This is a genomic window from Virgibacillus salinus (assembly GCF_900102415.1).
In the GTDB taxonomy this organism is placed as follows: Bacteria; Bacillota; Bacilli; order Bacillales; family Amphibacillaceae; genus Lentibacillus; species Lentibacillus subterraneus.
The window spans coordinates 56,954-77,294 of record NZ_FNKD01000002.1 but is presented as its reverse complement, the minus strand read 5'-3'; the positions used below and the strand labels follow the sequence as shown (position 1 = coordinate 77,294).

General features: G+C 35.9%; 25 protein-coding genes and 1 riboswitch. Of the genes, 3 read left to right on the top strand and 22 right to left on the bottom strand.

From position 1 onward, the window contains the following. Positions 1-44 precede the first annotated feature (44 nt). The 11 genes from BLS02_RS07175 to BLS02_RS07125 form a co-directional block, all read right to left on the bottom strand. Positions 45-272 (bottom strand): hypothetical protein, encoded by a 228-nt coding sequence (locus BLS02_RS07175; protein WP_092492330.1) that lies wholly within the window; start codon positions 270-272, stop codon positions 45-47. A 215-nt stretch (positions 273-487) separates the two neighbouring features. Next, entirely contained in the window at positions 488-1,021 is a 534-nt protein-coding gene (locus tag BLS02_RS07170; RefSeq protein WP_092492329.1) for a hypothetical protein, read from the bottom strand. Further along, on the bottom strand, positions 1,014-1,559 hold the full coding sequence (locus tag BLS02_RS07165; RefSeq protein ID WP_175559460.1) for a hypothetical protein: 546 nt from the start codon (positions 1,557-1,559) through the stop codon (positions 1,014-1,016). The genes BLS02_RS07170 and BLS02_RS07165 overlap by 8 nt, the downstream gene beginning before the upstream one ends. A gap of 9 nt (positions 1,560-1,568) precedes the next feature. Continuing rightward, entirely contained in the window at positions 1,569-2,468 is a 900-nt protein-coding gene (gene pilM / locus BLS02_RS07160; protein ID WP_254788760.1) for a type IV pilus biogenesis protein PilM, read from the bottom strand. 21 nt (positions 2,469-2,489) lie between these two features. Further along, entirely contained in the window at positions 2,490-3,245 is a 756-nt protein-coding gene (locus BLS02_RS07155) for a prepilin peptidase (RefSeq protein WP_092492326.1), read from the bottom strand. Positions 3,246-3,361: 116 nt separating this feature from the next. Then, positions 3,362-3,736 (bottom strand): prepilin-type N-terminal cleavage/methylation domain-containing protein, encoded by a 375-nt coding sequence (locus BLS02_RS07150; protein ID WP_092492325.1) that lies wholly within the window; start codon positions 3,734-3,736, stop codon positions 3,362-3,364. A gap of 44 nt (positions 3,737-3,780) precedes the next feature. Beyond that, positions 3,781-3,865, bottom strand: a riboswitch (cyclic di-GMP riboswitch). 46 nt (positions 3,866-3,911) lie between these two features. After that, positions 3,912-5,108, bottom strand: coding sequence for a type II secretion system F family protein (locus BLS02_RS07145; RefSeq protein ID WP_092492324.1), 1,197 nt, complete (start codon positions 5,106-5,108; stop codon positions 3,912-3,914). A gap of 3 nt (positions 5,109-5,111) precedes the next feature. Then, positions 5,112-6,152: a type IV pilus twitching motility protein PilT gene (locus tag BLS02_RS07140; protein WP_092492323.1), complete on the bottom strand. Its 1,041-nt coding sequence runs from the start codon at positions 6,150-6,152 to the stop codon at positions 5,112-5,114. A gap of 12 nt (positions 6,153-6,164) precedes the next feature. After that, the gene (locus BLS02_RS07135; RefSeq protein ID WP_175559459.1) at positions 6,165-7,799 is read right to left on the bottom strand and encodes a GspE/PulE family protein; all 1,635 of its coding nucleotides are present in this window, start codon (positions 7,797-7,799) and stop codon (positions 6,165-6,167) included. Continuing rightward, a complete protein-coding gene (locus BLS02_RS07130) occupies positions 7,796-8,230 on the bottom strand; it encodes a hypothetical protein (RefSeq protein WP_092492321.1) in 435 nt (144 codons plus the stop codon). Before BLS02_RS07130 ends, BLS02_RS07135 begins: the two co-directional genes overlap by 4 nt. Then, a complete protein-coding gene (locus tag BLS02_RS07125; RefSeq protein WP_175559458.1) occupies positions 8,227-8,649 on the bottom strand; it encodes a type II secretion system protein in 423 nt (140 codons plus the stop codon). The genes BLS02_RS07130 and BLS02_RS07125 overlap by 4 nt, the downstream gene beginning before the upstream one ends. A 60-nt stretch (positions 8,650-8,709) precedes the next feature. Here BLS02_RS07125 and BLS02_RS07120 point away from each other — a divergent pair, with 60 nt between their 5' ends. Then, on the top strand, positions 8,710-9,501 hold the full coding sequence (locus tag BLS02_RS07120; RefSeq protein ID WP_092492319.1) for a PulJ/GspJ family protein: 792 nt from the start codon (positions 8,710-8,712) through the stop codon (positions 9,499-9,501). A 97-nt stretch (positions 9,502-9,598) separates the two neighbouring features. Here BLS02_RS07120 and BLS02_RS07115 read toward each other — a convergent pair whose 3' ends face one another. From BLS02_RS07115 to BLS02_RS07090, 6 genes are all read right to left on the bottom strand, one after another. Continuing rightward, the gene (locus BLS02_RS07115) at positions 9,599-10,279 is read right to left on the bottom strand and encodes a metal-dependent hydrolase (RefSeq protein WP_092492318.1); all 681 of its coding nucleotides are present in this window, start codon (positions 10,277-10,279) and stop codon (positions 9,599-9,601) included. A gap of 71 nt (positions 10,280-10,350) precedes the next feature. Then, on the bottom strand, positions 10,351-11,901 hold the full coding sequence (locus BLS02_RS07110) for a polyamine aminopropyltransferase (RefSeq protein ID WP_092492317.1): 1,551 nt from the start codon (positions 11,899-11,901) through the stop codon (positions 10,351-10,353). Between the two features lie 56 nt (positions 11,902-11,957). Then, positions 11,958-12,353 (bottom strand): DUF350 domain-containing protein, encoded by a 396-nt coding sequence (locus BLS02_RS07105; protein WP_092492316.1) that lies wholly within the window; start codon positions 12,351-12,353, stop codon positions 11,958-11,960. Positions 12,354-12,368: 15 nt separating this feature from the next. Then, positions 12,369-13,013, bottom strand: coding sequence for a DUF4247 domain-containing protein (locus BLS02_RS07100; RefSeq protein WP_245736056.1), 645 nt, complete (start codon positions 13,011-13,013; stop codon positions 12,369-12,371). A gap of 258 nt (positions 13,014-13,271) precedes the next feature. Next, positions 13,272-13,943: a PspA/IM30 family protein gene (locus BLS02_RS07095; protein ID WP_092492314.1), complete on the bottom strand. Its 672-nt coding sequence runs from the start codon at positions 13,941-13,943 to the stop codon at positions 13,272-13,274. 12 nt (positions 13,944-13,955) lie between these two features. Then, positions 13,956-14,468: a DUF4178 domain-containing protein gene (locus tag BLS02_RS07090; RefSeq protein ID WP_092492313.1), complete on the bottom strand. Its 513-nt coding sequence runs from the start codon at positions 14,466-14,468 to the stop codon at positions 13,956-13,958. Between the two features lie 157 nt (positions 14,469-14,625). Here BLS02_RS07090 and BLS02_RS07085 point away from each other — a divergent pair, with 157 nt between their 5' ends. Then, a complete protein-coding gene (locus tag BLS02_RS07085; RefSeq protein ID WP_092492312.1) occupies positions 14,626-15,723 on the top strand; it encodes a M24 family metallopeptidase in 1,098 nt (365 codons plus the stop codon). A 48-nt stretch (positions 15,724-15,771) separates the two neighbouring features. Here BLS02_RS07085 and ald read toward each other — a convergent pair whose 3' ends face one another. The 3 genes from ald to BLS02_RS18930 all read right to left on the bottom strand — a co-directional run bounded on the left by ald (position 15,772) and on the right by BLS02_RS18930 (position 18,009). Continuing rightward, positions 15,772-16,890 carry an alanine dehydrogenase gene (ald, locus tag BLS02_RS07080; RefSeq protein WP_092492311.1) on the bottom strand — a complete coding sequence of 373 codons (1,119 nt, stop codon included), beginning with the start codon at positions 16,888-16,890 and terminating at the stop codon, positions 15,772-15,774. Positions 16,891-16,989: 99 nt separating this feature from the next. Then, a complete protein-coding gene (locus BLS02_RS07075) occupies positions 16,990-17,748 on the bottom strand; it encodes an SDR family oxidoreductase (RefSeq protein WP_092492310.1) in 759 nt (252 codons plus the stop codon). Positions 17,749-17,856: 108 nt separating this feature from the next. After that, entirely contained in the window at positions 17,857-18,009 is a 153-nt protein-coding gene (locus BLS02_RS18930) for a hypothetical protein (RefSeq protein WP_175559457.1), read from the bottom strand. A 136-nt stretch (positions 18,010-18,145) separates the two neighbouring features. Between BLS02_RS18930 and BLS02_RS07070 the strand changes: the two genes are divergently transcribed. Next, complete coding sequence (locus tag BLS02_RS07070; protein WP_092492309.1) at positions 18,146-18,580, top strand: universal stress protein; 435 nt, start codon at positions 18,146-18,148, stop codon at positions 18,578-18,580. A 13-nt stretch (positions 18,581-18,593) separates the two neighbouring features. On the opposite strand, the gene BLS02_RS07065 is transcribed toward BLS02_RS07070, so the two are convergent. Together BLS02_RS07065 and BLS02_RS07060 are read right to left on the bottom strand one after the other, a co-directional pair. Then, positions 18,594-19,130: a MogA/MoaB family molybdenum cofactor biosynthesis protein gene (locus BLS02_RS07065; RefSeq protein WP_092492308.1), complete on the bottom strand. Its 537-nt coding sequence runs from the start codon at positions 19,128-19,130 to the stop codon at positions 18,594-18,596. A 12-nt stretch (positions 19,131-19,142) separates the two neighbouring features. Further along, positions 19,143-20,327, bottom strand: coding sequence for an acetate kinase (locus BLS02_RS07060; RefSeq protein WP_092492307.1), 1,185 nt, complete (start codon positions 20,325-20,327; stop codon positions 19,143-19,145). Between the last annotated feature and the right edge of the window lie 14 nt (positions 20,328-20,341).

Sequence of the window (20,341 nt, the reverse complement as noted above, 5' to 3'; positions counted from 1 at the left end):
GTCAATAACTATACTAATTATTATACAGTTGATACAATAAAACCTCAATGATTAAGCGTTTGACGATGTCCTAATCTCTCCTGTTCCATAACTGGTGGCTTAGTAATTTGTAAAAGTGTTGCAAAATTAGCTCCGACCACTAGAACTAAAAACAGCAACCACGCTCCCCAAAAAACAAGCTCAACCTGTGATGTTGCGCTTGGAATAGCAGGCCATGCAAAATAAAGAAAGAAACCAGCTAATAATAATCGTAATATCGCATAATGACGCATAAATATCCCTCCTCAAAATACCTTATGATAATTTTAGGTTATTAAGAACAGCTACAAATCCACTTGTCCGACAATGTTCTGGAAGTTAGAAAACTTGGCATTCATTAAAGGGACTCTTATGAAGTTGTATTAACCCCCTATAATCTGGAGCGCAAGCCTTAATGACGAGTGCCTTAGGCTTATGCTAAGAAAGAAAAGAATAGCCTTAAAAAAGGCTATCCAGTGTAATAGGTTTTAAATGATATTGTTAAAAACACCTGGTCTTCATCCTGCTGTATATTGATTGTATCTATCATCATTAACCGCTCACTTTCAAGCACTTTAGAGAGAAAAACATTAATATCACCCAAATTTGCAGCGGTAGCATCTAATGAATAAATATTTTCGCTAAGTTTTTTCGTTTCTTCATCCTCTTGCTGAATTTCCGATACATTTATATTCGATCCAATATAATTAATTGTTACATTCGCAGTGCTTGCAATGTTCTCCAAGTTTACTAATACATCATCTGGTGATTTTTCTGTTGGAACTTGTAAACTAACAGATGAAAACTCTTCGTTCGGTTTGTTTTCACTAATTGCAGATTTTGTAATTTGGTTTTCATACATGGAAACTTTCATATCCATTGTATCTATTTCTGCCTGCATCGGGTTAATTATACTAAAATAAGAAATACCATAGATAATTAAAGTAGCAACTATAACTCCAATTAGGGTATAAGTATATTTTTTTGTCCATTGATTAATCATTTTCACCAAGCTCCTTTACTAAAATTTCACTATCCAAACTTATAGTTAGGGTTGCTTGATATGATGTCTTCATTTTGCTCACACTAGTTAATTCTGTACCTTTGACATAATCCTGTTTCAGTAATTTGTTCACATAGATTGAGACTTCTTTAAGGGTTACAAATTCCGCATCAATAATAAGCTGATTTACGCTTGTATAATCATAACTAAGTAACTGTTCAGATGACGACAAAAAGGCAAGCATCTCTTTATATAAAATTACATTAGGAATCTTTTCAGCTTTTAAAGCAACTACTTCTTGCTGCAGTTCTTGAAGTTTTTGTTCTTCTGCAAATTCATCTTGTTGCTCAAGTAATTGTGTTTCTAATTGCGATGCCTTATTTTTTTTAACTTCTATTTGATTCTCATAGGTATTTTTTTGAACCAGAAATACAGCAATTGCACAAGCAAGTAATAGAATACACACAATGCCTAATACTAGGGGAGCAATATATTTTTTAGGTTGTTTTTCAAGAAAGTTTATTTCTGTATTCATCATTACTCCCCTTTACGAATCTTGTTTCAGCGCTAAACCTAGAACATCGATATATTTAACCGGCAACTCTTCACCTTTAAAACTATGTATTGGTATCGTTACTGCTGCAGAAAGACTTGTGTATGCTTTTGATAGAAAAGGGAAATCGCCAGATAATAGTATCTGACCTACCTGGGCCTCACCTTTTGTTATCGAATAATGATAAAAGTCTATTATTCTATTAACTTCTATAATATACTCATTGATTATCTGCACTGCTAATTCTTCGTTTACTTCTTCAACAGCATCTTTTTTCAAATACCTGGTGAAGATTGCTTGGTCATTTTGAAATACAGTTAAAACAAGTGCATCGTGATTCCAGTGTACATGTAAAACATGATCTTTTCTCTCTTTATAATTCGACAAATAATAATAACGATAAACAGACAGCGAAGTAAGATCAGCAACTGTCGGTTTTAGACCCGCCTCTTCAAAAATCACTTCAAATGATGTTAATTTTTCTTTTGGATAAGCAAATAGCAGAATGTTTCTATTTGCCTTATCAACGTCTAGGAACTCAATTGCTATTGCAGGATTTGCAAATGGCAAATAGAAACTATTACCAATTTGCGTTTCTACATACCCCATTGCCTCCTGTTTGGTTAGTGACGCTGGGATTTGTAATTGGCGGATAACAACTGTATCATCCGGAACGGCAAAATTAAGCTTTTTACGTTTCCAATTGTGTTCACGGACAAGTTGGTTTATAATTCCCAAAAGAACAGGCTTGTTGTTAATTTTCCCATCCTGAATTGTACCTTTTGGCAACTCTACTTCTCCATGTTCTACAAGCCCATCAATAGATGTGCTTTTATGATATGTATAACGCAATACACGATTTGTAATAACAATATTTACTCTTCCAATATTCATAATCCCCAAACTATCACCTGCTTACAAGAATAAATTGAAATACCAGTTTAATAGAAGTTCTCCGTAAAAATATGTAATGAGCGTAGCTGCAACAATATATGGACCAAAAGGAACTGGCTGATTTCGCTCAATTACCCTGAACAGAAGCAGCATCATTCCAATAATGGCACCTATCATACAGGAAAGGAAAAACGCCAGTAATACCTTATCAACTCCTAAAATAATACCTAAGATACCGAAAAGTTTCATATCTCCCGCGCCCATTCCACCACGACTTATTATTATAATCAATGCAAGGATTGTAATTCCGATTATAACACCAAGAATGGATGACCACCATGGATTTAGCGGCTGGATAATACGGATGATAATGAATAATGGCAGAAAGAAGAGGAGGACTCTATTCGGGATTAACATATAGGTTATGTCGGACACTAGTATAATCATGAGCATTGAAATCAATAGTATCGCTGTGATTATTTCTAAATTTAATCCTAATAAAGAGTAGCTTAATGCAAATAGAATACCTGTAAACAATTCAATCACAGGGTAAATAAACGAAATCTCTTTTTTACAGTGGCGACATTTTGCCCCTTGGATAACAAATGAAATAATCGGTATATTCTCAAACCATGACAATTGATGTTTACAATGGGGGCAAATTGAACGGTCGTTTGCGAACGGTATATTTTCTGGCAGACGCAACCCGACTACATTGAAAAATGAGCCAAAGATTAGGCCTAGGAGGAAGAAAAATAGTATTAGTAGAATATCCATTCGTGCGTCTCCTTATTGTTGTTTATAAAACACATTAATTGAAGAAAACGCCCTGCAATATGTGCAAGGCGATATAATCTACTTAAATTAGAGTTAAGATACTGGGTATATGAACTTTATTCAAATTTATCATAAGCTATAGTTAGGCCACCATTTGTAGTTTCACTAACAGTAATAACTTGCTTTTTAGTATAACTGTAATTACCTACATCTTCTGGCACCTCATTAAGAAACCCTTCAGTTACAAGAGTTCCCAATGTATATCTATCATTAGAATTTGTATCTACACCACTCATATGTGCTAATTTAGCAGCGTTTTTTACCAATTCTACATTTGCCTCATGTGCCTTTTCCTCTGATTCACCAATAACATTCCCAATAGTCGGCACTGCTATAGCAACAATAATTGCCAAAATTGCAATAACCGCCAACAGTTCAACAAGGGTAAACCCCTTTTCTTTATTTATCAATTTTTTCATGCGTTCTAGCATAAAAATCCCCGCCCCTCTTAATATATAAGATATAAAGTCTATTAAATTTTGCTGGCCGGTTGCACTACTTACTCCAAACTACCAAAGTGCCCAAAATACAGGTAATTTATCATCGCATCCTACTACCTTCTATATACACTATAATTCAATTTCAGACAAAAATCTACCACGTTTACTAGATATTTTCAAATAAAGAAAACATTGGAATAATAACTGCTGTAATAATGCTACCTACAATTACCGTCAGGACAATAATCATGAGTGGCTCGATTAATGTTTTGATTCGATTCGACAATTGTTCAACTTCCTCTTCGTAAAATGCTGCAGCTTTTGACAGCATATTGTCTAAAGTCCCCGTCTGTTCACCAATCTGGATCATTTGAACGACTAAAACCGGAAATGCCCAGTGTCCCTTCATAGGAATAGTGATCGATTCTCCTACTTCCATCGACTTCCGGGATTGCTTTAATACATCTTGAATCACACGATTCCCAACGACTTTTTCGGTAATTTCCACCGATTGTAAGATTGGTACAGAACTATTAACTAAAGTACTCAACGTTTGTGTCATACGAACCAACACACCTTTATGAGCAAGCACACCTAAAAAAGGAAACTTCATTTTAATCTTATCGACACGGTAAACAAACGCATCATTCTTCAACAGATACTTATAAATAGCAATACCTAACACAGCTAGGGCAATAAGCACCCACCAAAAAGCAACAACCTTATCACTAAGGTTTAAAATAAATTGGGTATACGCTGGAATCTCTTCACCAAAAGAATTAAACATACCTACAAATTGAGGAACAATAAATACGAGTAAGAACATACTTAATAAAAGCGTAATAACTCCTACAACACTAGGATAAAGTAGAGCTGAAACCACCTTCTGTTTATTGCGATATTCTTTCTCATAATAATCAGCCATCTGGTTTAATATGTCATCAAGTTTGCCACTGGCCTCCCCAGCGCGGATCATGTTGACGAGTAGAGATGGAAAGACTTTTGGGTGACGCTCAACCGCTTTTGAAAGTGCCTGTCCCTGGTCAAGATGTTTATCAATAGCTGTCAGTGCTTGTCTTAATGCATAATTGTCAGTTTGCCTGGACATCGTCTTCGTGGCTTCTGAAATCGATATACCTGCATGAATCAATGTTGCATATTGCCTAAGAAAAATAACAAAATCCTTATTTTTAACTCTTTTATTAATAAATAAATCCTTATTCCATGATTTCGTCTCAGCTATTTCAATTACTATGAAACCATCCTTCTCTAACCATAATAGCGCATCTTTTTTTGAATCGGCCACAATTTTTCCCTTTGCTTTTTGGCCAGATGTGCGTTTTCCGCTATATAGATAGTTCATTAATTAAAAACCCCCTTCCTGCATAAAAGGAGCCGCAGCTTCATAAGATATTTGGTCTTCTTTAAGTAACCTTTTTAGATCCATTTCAAGCGTATGCATCCCTTGTTCTTTCGATGTTTGCAGTACATTTTGAACTTGATGAAGTTTTTCATTGCGAATTAAGTTTTTAACAGCGGGTGTATTAATAAGAACTTCCGTTACTGCACGACGCCCCGTATTGTCCCTTGTTACCAGTAACTGCTGAGAAATTATAGCTTTTAAAATTGATGATAATTGAATACGTATTTGCATTTGCTGCTCAGATGGAAATACATCAATAATCCTTTCGATTGTTGATACTGCATCTGTTGTATGGAGGGTACCTAAAACTAAATGCCCTGTTTCTGCAGCAGTAATCGCAGTTGAGATTGTTTCCAAGTCACGCATTTCCCCAACTAATATTACATCAGGATCTTGTCGCAGGCTTGCTCTGAGTCCATTAACAAAGCTATTTGTGTCAAAACCAATCTCTCGTTGGTCAATAACTGACTTGTTGTGTGTATGCATATATTCAATCGGATCTTCTAAAGTAATAATATGTTTTTGCATTGTTTGGTTTATATGATGAATCATGGAAGCAAGCGTCGTACTCTTGCCACTTCCGGTTGGCCCTGTTACAAGCACTAGTCCCTGTGGCTTGTGTATGATTTCCTTGGTAATATTTGGGAGATGTAGTTCCTCAATTGATGGGATGCTAGTTGGAACAATTCGAATTGCCAATGACAACTGATTGCGTTGATAAAATGCATTAATCCGAAACCTTGAAACTCCACTAATTCCATAAGAGAAATCCAGCTCGCGTTTCTCCTCCAGCCATTGCAAAAGATCATTTGGAATAATTGCCTTTACAATTTGTTGCGTATCAGATGGCCTAAGCTTTGGCTCATTCTGCTCAATCAAGTTACCATTTATGCGAAATATAGGGGCTTTCCCAATCGTTAAATGCACATCGGATGCTTGTCTGTGAAAAGCTTCTGTTAACCATTTTTCAAATTTTTCACTCATACGAATAACCCCCTATATATTGATTGAAACTTGCATAATTTCTTCCATGGAAGTCAATCCCTGTTTAATTTTTTCTAACCCATCCTGAATTAGAAAATTCATGCCTTGCTGTTTGGCATAGGAACGAATTTCTGCTATTGATTCATTATTCAGCAACATACTTTTAATTCTTTCATCAACTACTAGCACTTCTTGTACTGCTATTCTGCTGCGATAGCCTTGCTGGTGACAGCTGCTGCAACCTTTCCCATAATAAACAACATCTGCTTCCATATTATTTTGATTAAAAATCTCTTTCTCCATTTCAGTCAGCTCGCGTTCTGTGATACAATCCCGGCAAATTTTACGAACTAATCGCTGTGCAACTATACCCGATAAGGATGAAACTACCAAATACGGTTCAATTCCCATATCGATTAATCGTGGCACCGTGTCAATTGCACTATTTGTATGGACTGTGCTGAATACTAAATGACCTGTTAAGGAAGCCCTAATAGCAATCTCCGCTGTTTCCTGATCCCGAATTTCACCAACCATGATAATATTCGGGTCCTGTCTTAATATCGAACGCAACCCATTTGCAAAGGTAAGATCAATAGAACTTTTAACTTGTACTTGATTAATACCATCCAGCTGGTACTCCACAGGGTCTTCAACCGTAATAATATTCACATTCTCTTGATTCAGCTGATTGATTGACGCATATAATGTTGAGGTTTTTCCTGATCCTGTTGGTCCTGTTAACAAAACAAGTCCTGATGGTTGTGTAATTAACTGCTTATATTTCTTATAATTATCTTCGGAAAAATTCAACTCACTTAATTGCATCAGCGCATTATTTAGGTCTAGAATTCGAATCACAATCTTTTCACCATGTACTGTAGGAAGGCAAGATATTCGTAAATCTACTGGCGTTTCACCAACATTCGTTTTAATCCTCCCATCCTGTGGCAGCCTTGTTTCCGTTATATTTAGATTTGCCAATATTTTAATTCTTGCAATTAAAGCATTTTGCATTTGTTGTGGTATTATTTTCTCGGTCTGAAGTCTGCCGTCTATTCGATAACGGATGTTTACATTCTTTTCTTGCGGGTCTATATGGATGTCACTTGCTTTAAGCTGAATTCCTGTATGTAATAGTTGATCAAGTAGCTGAATAACTGGTGCCTCATCATCATTTTTGGTATTAGTCTCTATTGGTAGCTTAGAGTCATTTTTAAAATAATATTTATTAATGGCAAATAGAATGTCGTCTTTTGCTGCGATTACTGGTGATATACTAAATCCTGTTGCCATTTCTAAATCATCAATGATATAATAATCCATTGGATTCTTCATTGCTATTGTCAAAGCATTGTCCTGGACTTTCAGAGGCATTATATAATTTTGCTGCGCCATTTCCTTTGATACATAGCCTAGTACATATTGATCAATTGGGTATTGATATAACGAAACATGTGGAATACCTAATTGAAATTCCAGAACTTCGATCAGTTGGCGTTCCGTAATTACTCCTCGTTCAAGTAAAGCGTCACCAAGCTTTTGATCTTCTTTTTTGTTTTCCAGTGCCTGGTTTAAATGATTTTCCGTTACAAGACCAGCCTCTTGTAAAAGGTCCCCAAGTCGCTTTCGTGTTTTCAAAGTCATCCCTCACTTTCAAATGTAATGATTATGGTATCCTTAATTTCTTTTTCTTTGTTAAATGCAGTTCCAATGCTAATAAATTTAATCGTTACTTTCTCTTCAGTTCGTTCTTCTATATGCGAATCATTAATAGAAAACTTGTGATCCTTTGAGTCCAATTTCACAGGATTTTGCGGTAGATTAATTTCAGTTATATACACTTCACCTGGATCTGTAATTCCTTCGTCATCAATATAGTTTTGTACAAAACTCCTATAGTAATCGACCCCCATCTCGGCAATGAGTCGTGCATCAATTTGCTTTTCCATAGTAGTTACTTGTTTTGTTGTATTTGTAATTTGGTAAAATTGAGTCAAGATGAAAACAAGAAATAAAGTAATGATCACCAATGTAAGTATCAGTGCCGCACCTTTCTCACTTTTAAAATTAATCATTTCAAGTCCCCTAGAATATATGTATACGATTCACTTACCAATCTATCATCATTAGCGTATATTTTAATATGAGTACGGTATAAACTCACATCATATTCTTCACAAATATTTATTCTTGCCTCGTAATTTTCACTATTTAATTGATAGTCTTTTAAAAATACATCTTCTGATGAACCATTCTCACATCCAATGATATTTTCACCAAATAAACTAGCAACCTCTACTTTTTCCGTTTCGTTAGCTACTTCACTTAATAGATTGCTAGCCACTAATTCCTCATCCGTCTTCTGTGTCCAGCTCATTATTTGTGGGAAAATTGGTAATAAAACCGCAATAACCATTCCTAAAATTGCAATTGATGCTATAATTTCAACAAGGGTAAATCCGCTACTATTTATTTTTTTGAATCTAGTATACAATAGAATTCACACCTTACTCGAGACTTTTATCCTATTATAGCATTTATTGGATGTGTAGACATGAAACTTCGACAATTTTCAACTCAAAAGGGTATGACTTTAGTTGAGCTATTAGCTTCAATTAGTTTATTTGCAGTTCTTATCGCCCTTTCTTCCACTGTTATTATTCAAATGATTAATAGTGAAGATAATACAAGTAGACAAATCTCTTTAAATCAGGAAACTAATGTTTTAGTTAGTGAATTACGAAACGAATATACTGAAAAAAGTGATGAAGTTGAAGATGCAGAAAAATTTAATATTTGCTATCAGAAAATTGATGGATTAGATGTAAAACAAGTCATTACTTTTTTAGATGATAAACAACAAACGAAACAAGTAAATAACGATTGCATAATAGGAATAACAAAGCAAGAAGTTCTACCGATAGAAATAACAACAGCAAATGAGGCTGATCAGACCCTTACAATTAAAACATCTTGGAGAAATAATGACGAATATGTAATAGAGCTAAAAAATGAAGAAGATGAAAAATACGAGTTCACTGAAGATGGAAAGTTTGCTAACTGTGATTATAATCAAAACACTCGGTTTAAAAATGCTGATGATTATAAGAAAGTAATGTTCATAGATGATTGTAAAGTTAATGGCAGTGCATGGATAGCTGGTGATATTGAAGTGAAAAATAAAACAAAATTAGTGGTAGAGAAGAACCTTTACATTAGTGATAACGTTAGAATAGTTGGGAAAGGTGGAAACGATAAAGCAGGACATCTTTGTGTTAAAGGAGAAATACACTTTCCAGATGGCAAATCAGAAAGTGACTATGATATAGATTTTAAATGCAATTAGACTAAGACTAATAGGGTTAAAAGAAAAATTTAAGATGTTATACTCTTGAAAACAAAAAAACGTGAGCATTAGCAGCAAATGCTCACGTTTTTTAACATTACAGATTTATTGAATCTCCTATCTTCATTGCTAATCCTTTACCTGTCTTCACTTTAGCAGCAAATGAATCTGGGTCCTGTTCTATTACCGGGAACGTATTATAATGAACCGGTACAACCGTCTTTGCATTAATCCAATCAGCTGCTATTAATGCATCTTCAGGTCCCATTGTAAAATTATCTCCAATTGGAACGAAGGCAATTTCAATATCATTCATGTCTCCAATCAGCTTCAGGTCACTAAATAACCCAGTATCGCCTACATGGTAGATTGTTTTTCCGTTGATGGTAAGTAAAATACCACCTGGCATTCCAGTATAAATAATTGTTCCATCCTCTTCTGTATAGGATGATCCGTGAAAGGCTTGAGTGAATTTCACTTTTCCAAAGTCAAATACATGGGCGCCACCGATATGCATTGGGTGTGTGTTCAAACCTTTAGAACCGAGGTATCCAGCCAGTTCATTTGGTGCGACAACTAATGCATCATTTCGCTTAGCAATTTCAAACGTGTCACCAACGTGATCATTGTGCCCATGTGTCAACAGAATAATATCTGCTTCAACGGTTGATGGTTCTAAGTCACATGCTTCATTCCCCGAAATAAATGGGTCAATTAAAATAGTATGGTCCTCTGTTTCAACTCGGACAACGGAATGTCCATGATATGATAATTTCACTATTATCGCTCCTTTTACATTTAGTCTACACCCTATACATTCGATAGAGCTTTTCATATTCCTTTACCCGATTAATAATTTTTCCATGCATTCTCATATAGTTGAATTAATTTTGGATCAATTAACGTATTAATTTCCAAGTCAAATGTTTCCCCATCTTCTTCAACTATCCGACTGTCTTCGTCTTTACCAAATTCAGCCAAACTTGTCAGCATATCAGTTGTCAGAAATCTCGTAGATTTATTAATCGTAATCGTATCAAGCTTAATTGGTTCTCTGCTTGCCATTACAAATCCCCAGTTTCCAAAACTTGGGATATCAGCATGAAGATTTTCAATATCCATTCCAGTTGATTCCACAGTTTTGGAAATAGTCCAATATACTTTTGTTGCAAAGACAGGGCTTGTACCCTGAATCATTGCTGCACCACCCGGGAGCAAATGATTGCGAATAAGTGAATAGAATTCTTTTGTGTAAAGCTTATTCAGACTTTCGTTATTGGGATCCGGCAGGTCGACTATAATAGCGTCATACCATTCTTTATTGTTCTCTAAGAATTTAAAAGCATCATCATGAATAACATTCACTTTTTCATTGCGTAATGAGCCATCATTTAATCGAAGAATTTGCCGGTTTGAATTAGCAAGCTTAGTCACTGCCGGATCAAGATCGACAAGTGTAACATCCTCAACACTTTCATATTTGAGCACTTCTTTTGCGGCTATTCCATCTCCTCCACCTAAAATTAATACTTTTTCAGGATTTTTTAAATATTCCATAGTAGGATGAACCAGAACTTCATGATACCGATATTCATCAGTTGAACTAAATTGTAATGAACCATCCAAATATAAACGTGTATCCCCCTGATCCTGTGTGAGTATTATTTTTTGATAGCTGCTTTCTTCCATGTATATTATGGGATCCTTGTATAGTTTTTGTTCAAAACTAAACGCCATCGCTTCTCCAAAAAACAACCCGATAACAAGCAACAAACCGATTAACACTCCGATAACAGCATGTACAGCAAAACGTCGTATCTCTTTACGGAATAACCATAATACAATTAAAGCTACTGCCAAATTGATACAACCAACTAAAAATGCTGATTTAACCATGCCAAATTGAGGACGGAGCAAAAATACAAATAACAGACCACCAACAAGACCACCGGCATAGTCTGAAAATAATACTCTCGCAGTACTTTTATTTAGCGTAACACCTATCTCATTAGCCTTCCGTATAAGTATTGGTAATTCAACACCCGTTAATGCACCAACTAACAATGTAATAAAGTATAAGTAAAAAGCATCCGTACCCGCAGGAGCAAATGCTGTAATACCAAACATCGTAAAACTGGAGAATCCTCCGATAATTGCTACACCGAACTCGATATAGACAAAAGATATGATTAGGTTTTTCGTTACTCTTTCACTAATACTGGCACCTATTCCCATACCCGTTAAGAATAAGGATATAGTCAATGTATATTGTTTAACACCATCACCCAATATGTATGACCCTAACGCACCAAACAATACCTCAAAAATTATGCCACAAATGGATACAATTCCAGATGCCCAGTAAATAAAGTTGCTTTGCCGAATGGATTTTTCGTTCATTTAACCACCCCAAAATATAAAGCGACCTAGCTTCATGCTGGTCGCTTTAGTAAATTCTATGTAATGGATGCACCAATTACAAATCCTAGCCCTATTGAAACAGCCATGGAGATAATACCGACTGCGCGGTTATCTTTTAACAGCTGATCCTCAACTGAAAATTTACGGGTTAATAGTTCAAATAAAACATATGCAACCATTTGAAGTACCACACCGTACGCACCCCAAATTATTGTTTCGTAAATAACATCACTATTATAAATCGCAAATGCTAGTATGATACCAATACCCATAATTTTTCCAGCAATGGACAATGCTATCGCCTGGTTACCTTCTTTAACCTGATCCATATCCTTATATTTTCTTGTTATATTTGCAAATAGAACTAAGCCAATCAATATAATTGCAATAGAGATTGCAAAATAGACAAACGTTGCTATAAATGGTCCCATTCTAACACACTCCTTTTATTTTCCTGAACCTGGTCCACCACCACGAAAAATTGAACCTCCACGGTTTGGTGTACCATTTGGGTAGTATCCTTTACCAGTATATCCCCCATAACAATTTCCTGATCTACACCCCCAATTATTTGAACCAAAGGTGTTGTTTAAAAGACTCATAGCAAAAAATGTACTTAAAAAACTTGGTGAATAATTTTGTCTAACGAATTCATCGCTTGCAACTTCAAGAAGCAGTACATCTTTATCATCTTCACTTTCCTTTAATGTTACAAATGAATCATCATATATCAATATTTGCTGATTATCTTTAACTTCACTCTCATTTTTAGGTTTCTTGGCTGAGGTCAAGACAGATGATAACTCTGTTAAATCAAATTGATTAGTTGCATATATCTCTGCTTTATTTGATTCATTTGATATGACATCCATTAATGGAAAATTAGCCTCAATTAAATCATCTATTTCATTATCTTTATTCGAATTCAATTCATTAACTATAGATTCCTTATCAGGCTCTTGTGGTACATCATCTTTCGTGATAATAACTTCTTCTTGCATTCCTCTATCTGAAAAAGGCCCTAGTTGTGCACACGATGTCATAATAAGCATGATTAGTATTAGGCCTGTAAATATGAGCCACTTTTTCAACAAGTATTCACCCCTTTCTTAGAAAACTTAGCTTATCGCCAAGTCTTAATGGCGAAAGCTTAGTTGCACTTATGCAGTAAGGAAGTAGTTATACTTACTTTCTTAACTGCTCACAAATCTTTGGGACAGCTCTTATTGTTATTAAACTTGGCTTTTCGCCAAGTTTAATGGCGAAAGCTTTAGTTGTACGTCTGCAGTAAGAAAGGATTTGTACTTTCTTACTGCTAAAATGAGTCTGTCCCATTTTCCCACTCTTATTTATTCTTTATTCATTTTCTTTTTAAGCGCTGCAAGTTCGTCATCAACGTTAGATTTATCTTCTAATTCTTCAAATTCATCATCCAATGTACGGCTTTCCTGAGATAGATCCTCACTCGTTTCAGCCTCCGCTTCAAACTGCATGACCTTCTCTTCCATTCTTTCAAATCCTTGTTTGGATTCATCATTGCCAATTGAAGACATTGTCCGATTCATCTTGGTTCTCGTTTTGGCTGACTCTGCACGGGCTTTAAGTGAATCTTTCTTCAATTTCATTTCTTGATATTCTTTTTTCATTTCATCTAATTTATCACGTAATGCATCAGAATCTCTTTTTGCACGTTCCCATGATTCATTAAGCATTGTTGCCTGACCTTCATGGTCACTTTTATCCTGAAGCGCACGACGAGCCAGGTCTTCATTACCTGATTCTATTGCTTGCTCTGCTTGTTTTTGGCGCTTATCGACCATTGCCTGAGCATCATCTGCTTTACGTTTCAGCATTTTCTCGTTAGCAATTTGTTTAGAAACGGATGTTTCGACTTCTCGAATATCTTCAGCCATATCCCGCATAAACTGTTCCAGCATTTTCACCGGATCTTCAGCTTTGTCAAGCATTGCATTCATTTCCGAACCAACCACAGTTGTTACACGTTTAAAAAATTTAAACATATTTATCCTCCTCTATTTTGTTCCAGCTAAGATTTTTAATTCATATGATTCAATCGGATAACCATAACTAGCTTCAATTTCTGTTCCCCAAGATTCAAAGCTTAAGAAATGGGATCCATCATCTGCACTATAATCAGCGTAATTTGTTTCGGTATCTTTAAGGTTAGAACTTCTCCCTTCACCTTGTACGCTTGCAGTTCCTTTTTCCTCAAGATAATACGTTTTATTATCGTAGGTTAATTCCTTAGGATAAGGTTTAGAAATTGGATATTGTATTTTTTTGTAGATACCCAACTCTAATTCATCGTCCATTTCCGCTGAAAGCCAAAGAGTATCTCTTCCTTCCAATAATTGATAGCCATACCATTCATAGCTTCCATCACGATAAGTGATTTTTCCCACTACTTCATAGTCCCTTAAGTCGTATGTCACAATATCACCGACTGCAATGGACAATGTTGTTCGCTCTTCAGGTGCAGAACGTTGTTTTTCCTTTTTTGAAAAAAGCTTTGAAAATAGACCCATAGCTTCACCTCACATACCAACTAAAATGGTTATTCTTTATGTTATACGATTCGATTTTAAAATAGTTTCATCAAAAAACCTTAATTTATATTGTAACACGTTTTAACTGTATTTACTTTTGTTATAATATAAGTATTAACTAAAATGAGGTGCTTATATGACGAACAGATTAGACACATTATTAAATGAACTAAAAAAGAATAACCTTGACAGTATGCTTGTCACATCTAAGGCAAACTTTTACTACTTAAGCAACTATTATACAGAACCACATGAACGTGTTATTGCTGTCTATGTCAGTCAATATCATGATCCCTTATTAATGGTACCCTCAATGGAAGTAGAAGATGCAAAAAATGCTGGCTGGAGTTACGAAATAATCGGATATCAGGATCATGAAAATCCCTGGAGCCTATTTCATGATTTTCTAAAACGAAATAATAGTATTCCACATTCAATTAGTCTTGAGCATAATCAGCTTACTTTGGATCGTTACCATCAAATAATGGAAGTTCTTCCTGAAGCAGTTGTTTCAGATGGACAGGAAATATTAGCAAACTTGAGAGTTATTAAAAGCAAGAAAGAATATTCACTTTTAAAACAAGCGGCTTCCCTGGCTGACTTTGGAATAGAGACAGGAGTGAAAGCAATTAACGAAGGAGCTGGTGAGCTCGAAGTTATTGCAAAGATAGAATTTGAGTTAAAGAAACAGGGAATTCAGCATATGTCGTTTTCAACAATGGCCTTATCAGGCGCTAAAACAGCGTCACCACATGGAACACCCTCCATGAAGAAAATTGAAAAAGGAGATATGGTTCTATTTGATCTTGGTGTTATTTTTGAAGGCTATTGTTCTGACACAACACGAACAGTTGCATATAAATCAATTACACCAGAGCAAGAAAAAATCTATAACACGGTGTTAGAAGCTGAAAGAAAGTCAATCGAAGCATCCAAAATTGGGACATCTGTTGGGGAAATTGATTTAGTCGCACGAAATCACATTGAACAAGCTGGATATGGCACGTATTTCACACACAGAATCGGTCATGGTTTAGGAATTGAAACACATGAATATCCTTCCATGCATAGTAAAAATCAGCTGCCATTAAAAGAAGGAATGTGTTATACAGTCGAACCAGGAATTTATGTTCCAAATACAGGCGGCGTTCGAATAGAGGACATGATATTCATGACCCAAAAAGGACCTGAAACGTTAACGAAATATCCAAAAGAATTACAGATTATCGGCTAATATAAGAAGGTGCCCCTTGCTTTAACTATTGGGCACCCTCTTTTCATTTTATTTGTTCAATAACGTATGAACGTCATCATAGTGCAGGTCATGAGATTCAGCTACAGCTTGATATGTCACATACCCCTCTAATGTATTAATTCCCTTTAATAATGCTTCGTTATCTAAGCAAGCTTTTTGATAACCTTTTTTTGCTAATTGAAGTGCATATGGAACAGTAACATTTGTTAACCCAATTGTCGATGTACGAGGTACTGCTCCGGGCATATTCGCAACAGAATAGTGCAATACGCCGTGCTTTGTGTATGTTGGGTTATCATGCGTTGTGATACGGTCACTTGTTTCAAAAATTCCACCTTGATCAATTGCAACGTCAACAATAACTGAGCCTTCTGACATAGCCTGTACCATGCCATCTGTAATTAATTTTGGCGCTTTTGCACCAGGAATTAATACAGCACCAATAACCAGGTCAGACTCTGCGATTGCCTCACTGATATTTAATGGATTGGACATCATCGTATTTATAGATGATCCGAAAATGTCATCCAACTGGCGTAAACGTTCTGGGCTTAAATCAATAATAGTAACGTCAGCTCCTAAGCCCATCGCAATTTTTGCTGCATTTGTTCCAACTACTCCACCGCCAATCACCGTTACTTTACCACGTTTAACACCAGGAATACCAGCTAGCAGTATGCCTTTACCACCTTTTGATTTCTCTAAGAATTGTGCACCAATTTGCGAAGCCATTCGACCAGCTACTTCACTCATCGGTGTTAGAAGTGGCAATGAGTTATTTTCCAATTGTACTGTTTCATATGCAATTCCAACAACCTTATTATCAATTAATGCTTTTGTTAATTCTGGTTCGGCTGCTAAATGTAAATAAGTAAACAAGATCAAACCTTCATAAAAATAGTCATATTCCTCAGCTAGGGGTTCTTTCACCTTCATGACCATTTCCTGTGCCCAAGCTTCTTTAGCCGTGGGAACAATAATCGCTCCAGCTTCAGCATATTGATCATCGGTAAAACCAGAACCTAATCCTGCCTCTGTTTCTACATAAACCACATGTCCAGCTTTCTCCAGCGTCAACACTCCAGCTGGCGTCATTGCTACACGGTTCTCGTTATTTTTCAGTTCTCTAGGTACTCCTATTTTCAATGATAAACCCTCCTTTATTAAACTGCTTTAATATGTATTAATATAGTAATTGCAAACACTTTAATTGTAACAAATACTATATAAAAAAGCACTACAACTTTAACGGTATCGATGAATTACATCAAGCCCTCCAGTAACATCGAAAATAGCCCCTGTAATCATGTCTGAATTTTCATCACATAAATACATGATTGTACGTGCAATATCCTCACCTGTTCCTGACCTGCCAACAGGGGTTGCGTCATCGGGCACCTGCCTGCTCTCTGCAATACTTGCTTCTTTCATATCACCAACTATATTGCCTGGGCAGACCATGTTCGAGGTGATTTGATATTCTGCTTCTTCAAACGCAACTGTTTTAGTCAAAGATACTAACCCACTTTTAGCTGCTGAGAAAGCAGAGCGATACGGCCAGCCTGATGCACTGTTAGCCCCTTGAAAGCCATAATTAATTATTCTGCCAAAGCGTTGTTCTCGCATATATGGGACGGTTAATTTTAATAAATTAAAAACGGCATCAAGATTTCCTTTTATCATCTTATTCCATTCATCATCAGTATAATCAAGTAATTTTTTACGCTCAAAAATAAAAGGACCAGCATTGTTAATAAGGTAATCAATACCACCATAGCGTGTTACAGCTTTTTCTACAAGACTTTCAATATTCTTTTTACTGGTTACGTCAGCTTGCTCAATATGTAATAAATGATTATATTGTACCAGTTCCTGTCTAACTTCTTGTGCTTTCTCATAACCGCTGTGATATGTTGTTGTAACGTAATGACCCATTTTCAAAAATTCTTCGATCACTTTTCTTCCTAATCCTGATGTACCTGCTGTGATTAGTGCATGTCCCATCATTTGTTCCTCCTTGAACTACTTATCATGATTGGAATTATATCATAATATACTATTGGAAAGAACTAAAGCAATCCATCCCTTTTAAGGGATGGATTGAAAACAGCACTAATTTTTTTGATTATTGTACTTGTGAATTCCTCGGTTGTTGGAGAGTTTTTCCTTGTCTTCAATAACCCCGCTTTGGTAGCTTTCGATTAGTTGATTTTTCACAGTTGAGACACCTTTTTTATCTTCTAAGAATTTTTCTTTACTTGACAATTAAATCACCTCCATCTTTAGTATGTTCACTTTGGTGACACATTACTGGAGATTTTTATTTCCAACTGTTTTAAAAAGAGTTATAGTAGGTAGTAAAGAGGGTATATACTTAATAAGAAGAAGGGGAGAGATTCTTATGGATTTCGAATACAAAAATATTGTAGTTGCTGTTGATGGTTCTGAGGCTTCCGAAAAGGCATTTAAAAAATCATTGGATATAGCAAAGCGAAATGATGCGCGGCTTATTCTGGCACATGTTGTTGATTCAAGAACCTTTGCTACAGCTGAGGCTTATGACAGAACATTAGCTGAACGAGCAGAAGAATATGCAAGAGAACTGCTAGATAGTTATGTTAAGAACGCTAAAAATGCAGGCATAACAAATTTAGTCAGATGTGTTGAATACGGATCTCCAAAAGTAAAAATCGCTAAAGATATCGCTATTGATTTTAATGCTGATTTAATAATTTGTGGCGCTACAGGTATGAGTGCCGTTGAACGCTTCCTTATTGGCAGTGTCTCGGAAAGTATTACGAGATATGCCAACTGTGATGTGCTTGTTATACGATAAATAACGCCCCAATTCATTTGAGAGCGTTATTATCTTTATCTTTAATATCTTTTTTAATTTCATGTGCTATATGTGACAATTCAGGGAGAATTAGTCTTTCCATTGCAAGTTTCACTGCACCTGATGATCCTGGAATAGCAAAGATGGCTGTATTCTTGCTTACTCCCGCAATCGCTCTTGATAATATAGCCGAAGACCCAATATCTTCCTGGAAACTTAACATTCGAAAAAGTTCCCCAAAGCCTGTTATTTCCTTTTCAAACATAGGCTGAATGGTTTCAATTGTCACATCACGATAAGCAATACCAGTCCCACCATTCATTAATATAATATCGACATTAGGATTTTCAAGGCCGGAACTAGTAATTTCTTTAATAGCTGTACTTTCATCTTGAATAATTTCTTTTATTTCGATATGGTGTCCGGCCTCTTCCAACAGAGTGACCATCAGTTTACCACTTTTGTCGGTCCTCTCTGTTCTTGTATCACTTATCGTTAATACCATACATTTAACAAATAGTTTATTTTGTTTGTGTTCATGAACTGACACTCAAATTCCCTCCTATTGAGAAAGACGAACAGTATCTCGGGCTATCATAACTTCCTCGTTAGTAGGAATTACGATAACTTTCACCGGAGAATGAGGATAGTTTATAAATGCTTCCTTACCACGAATCTTATTTAAGGCAGGATCCCAATATACACCCATAAACTCTAATCCTGTTAAAACCTTTTCACGAATAGTGTCACTATTTTCTCCCACCCCAGCCGTGAATATAATAGCGTCTACCCCTGACATTCTAGCCGCATACGAGCCCAAATACTTATGTATCCGAGCTGCAAATACTTCCAAAGCAAGTTCTGCACGATCATTTTCGTTTGCCTGTAGTTCAATATCTCGTAAATCGCTGGAAAACCCTGATAACGCCAACATTCCACTCTTATTATTTAGAATATTAATCACATCAAATGCAGATTTCCCTGTTTTTTCCATAATATATGGGATTAGAGCAGGATCAATATTACCGGACCTCGTACCCATTGTTACGCCAGCTAATGGTGTGAAGCCCATTGATGTATCAATTGACCTGCCTTTATCAATAGCAGCAATACTTGCACCATTACCTAAATGGCATGATATCAATCGTAATTGTTCAACTGGCATACCTAACATTTCAGCAGCTCGCTGTGAGACATATTTATGGGAAGTTCCATGAAAACCATATTTACGAATCCCGTATTTTTCATAATACTCATACGGTAAGCTATATAAATATGATTTTTCAGGCATTGATTGGTGAAATGCTGTATCAAATACTGCGACCATTGGAACATCAGGCAGTATTTTCTGAAATGCACGAATTCCAGTTAAATTTGCCGGGTTATGCAACGGCGCTAATTCAGATACCTCATCAATAATACGTGTTACTTCTTCAGTAATAAGTACCGAATCACTAAACTTCTCCCCACCATGCACTACACGATGACCAACCGCATTTATTTCCTGAAGTGATTTGATAACACCCGAACTTTTTAATTCTTCCATTAAGTGTTTGACGGCAACTTGATGATTTGGAATATCTGCTGGCATTTTATCTTTACTGCCGTCTATTTCCATTGTAAATACAGAGTCAGCCAAGCCAATCCGTTCAACCAGACCTTTTGCTAATACCTTTTCTTCTGGCATCCGTATTAACTGGAACTTCAAAGATGAACTGCCAGCATTTATAGCTAAAATGTTCTGCATTGTGTATTCAACTC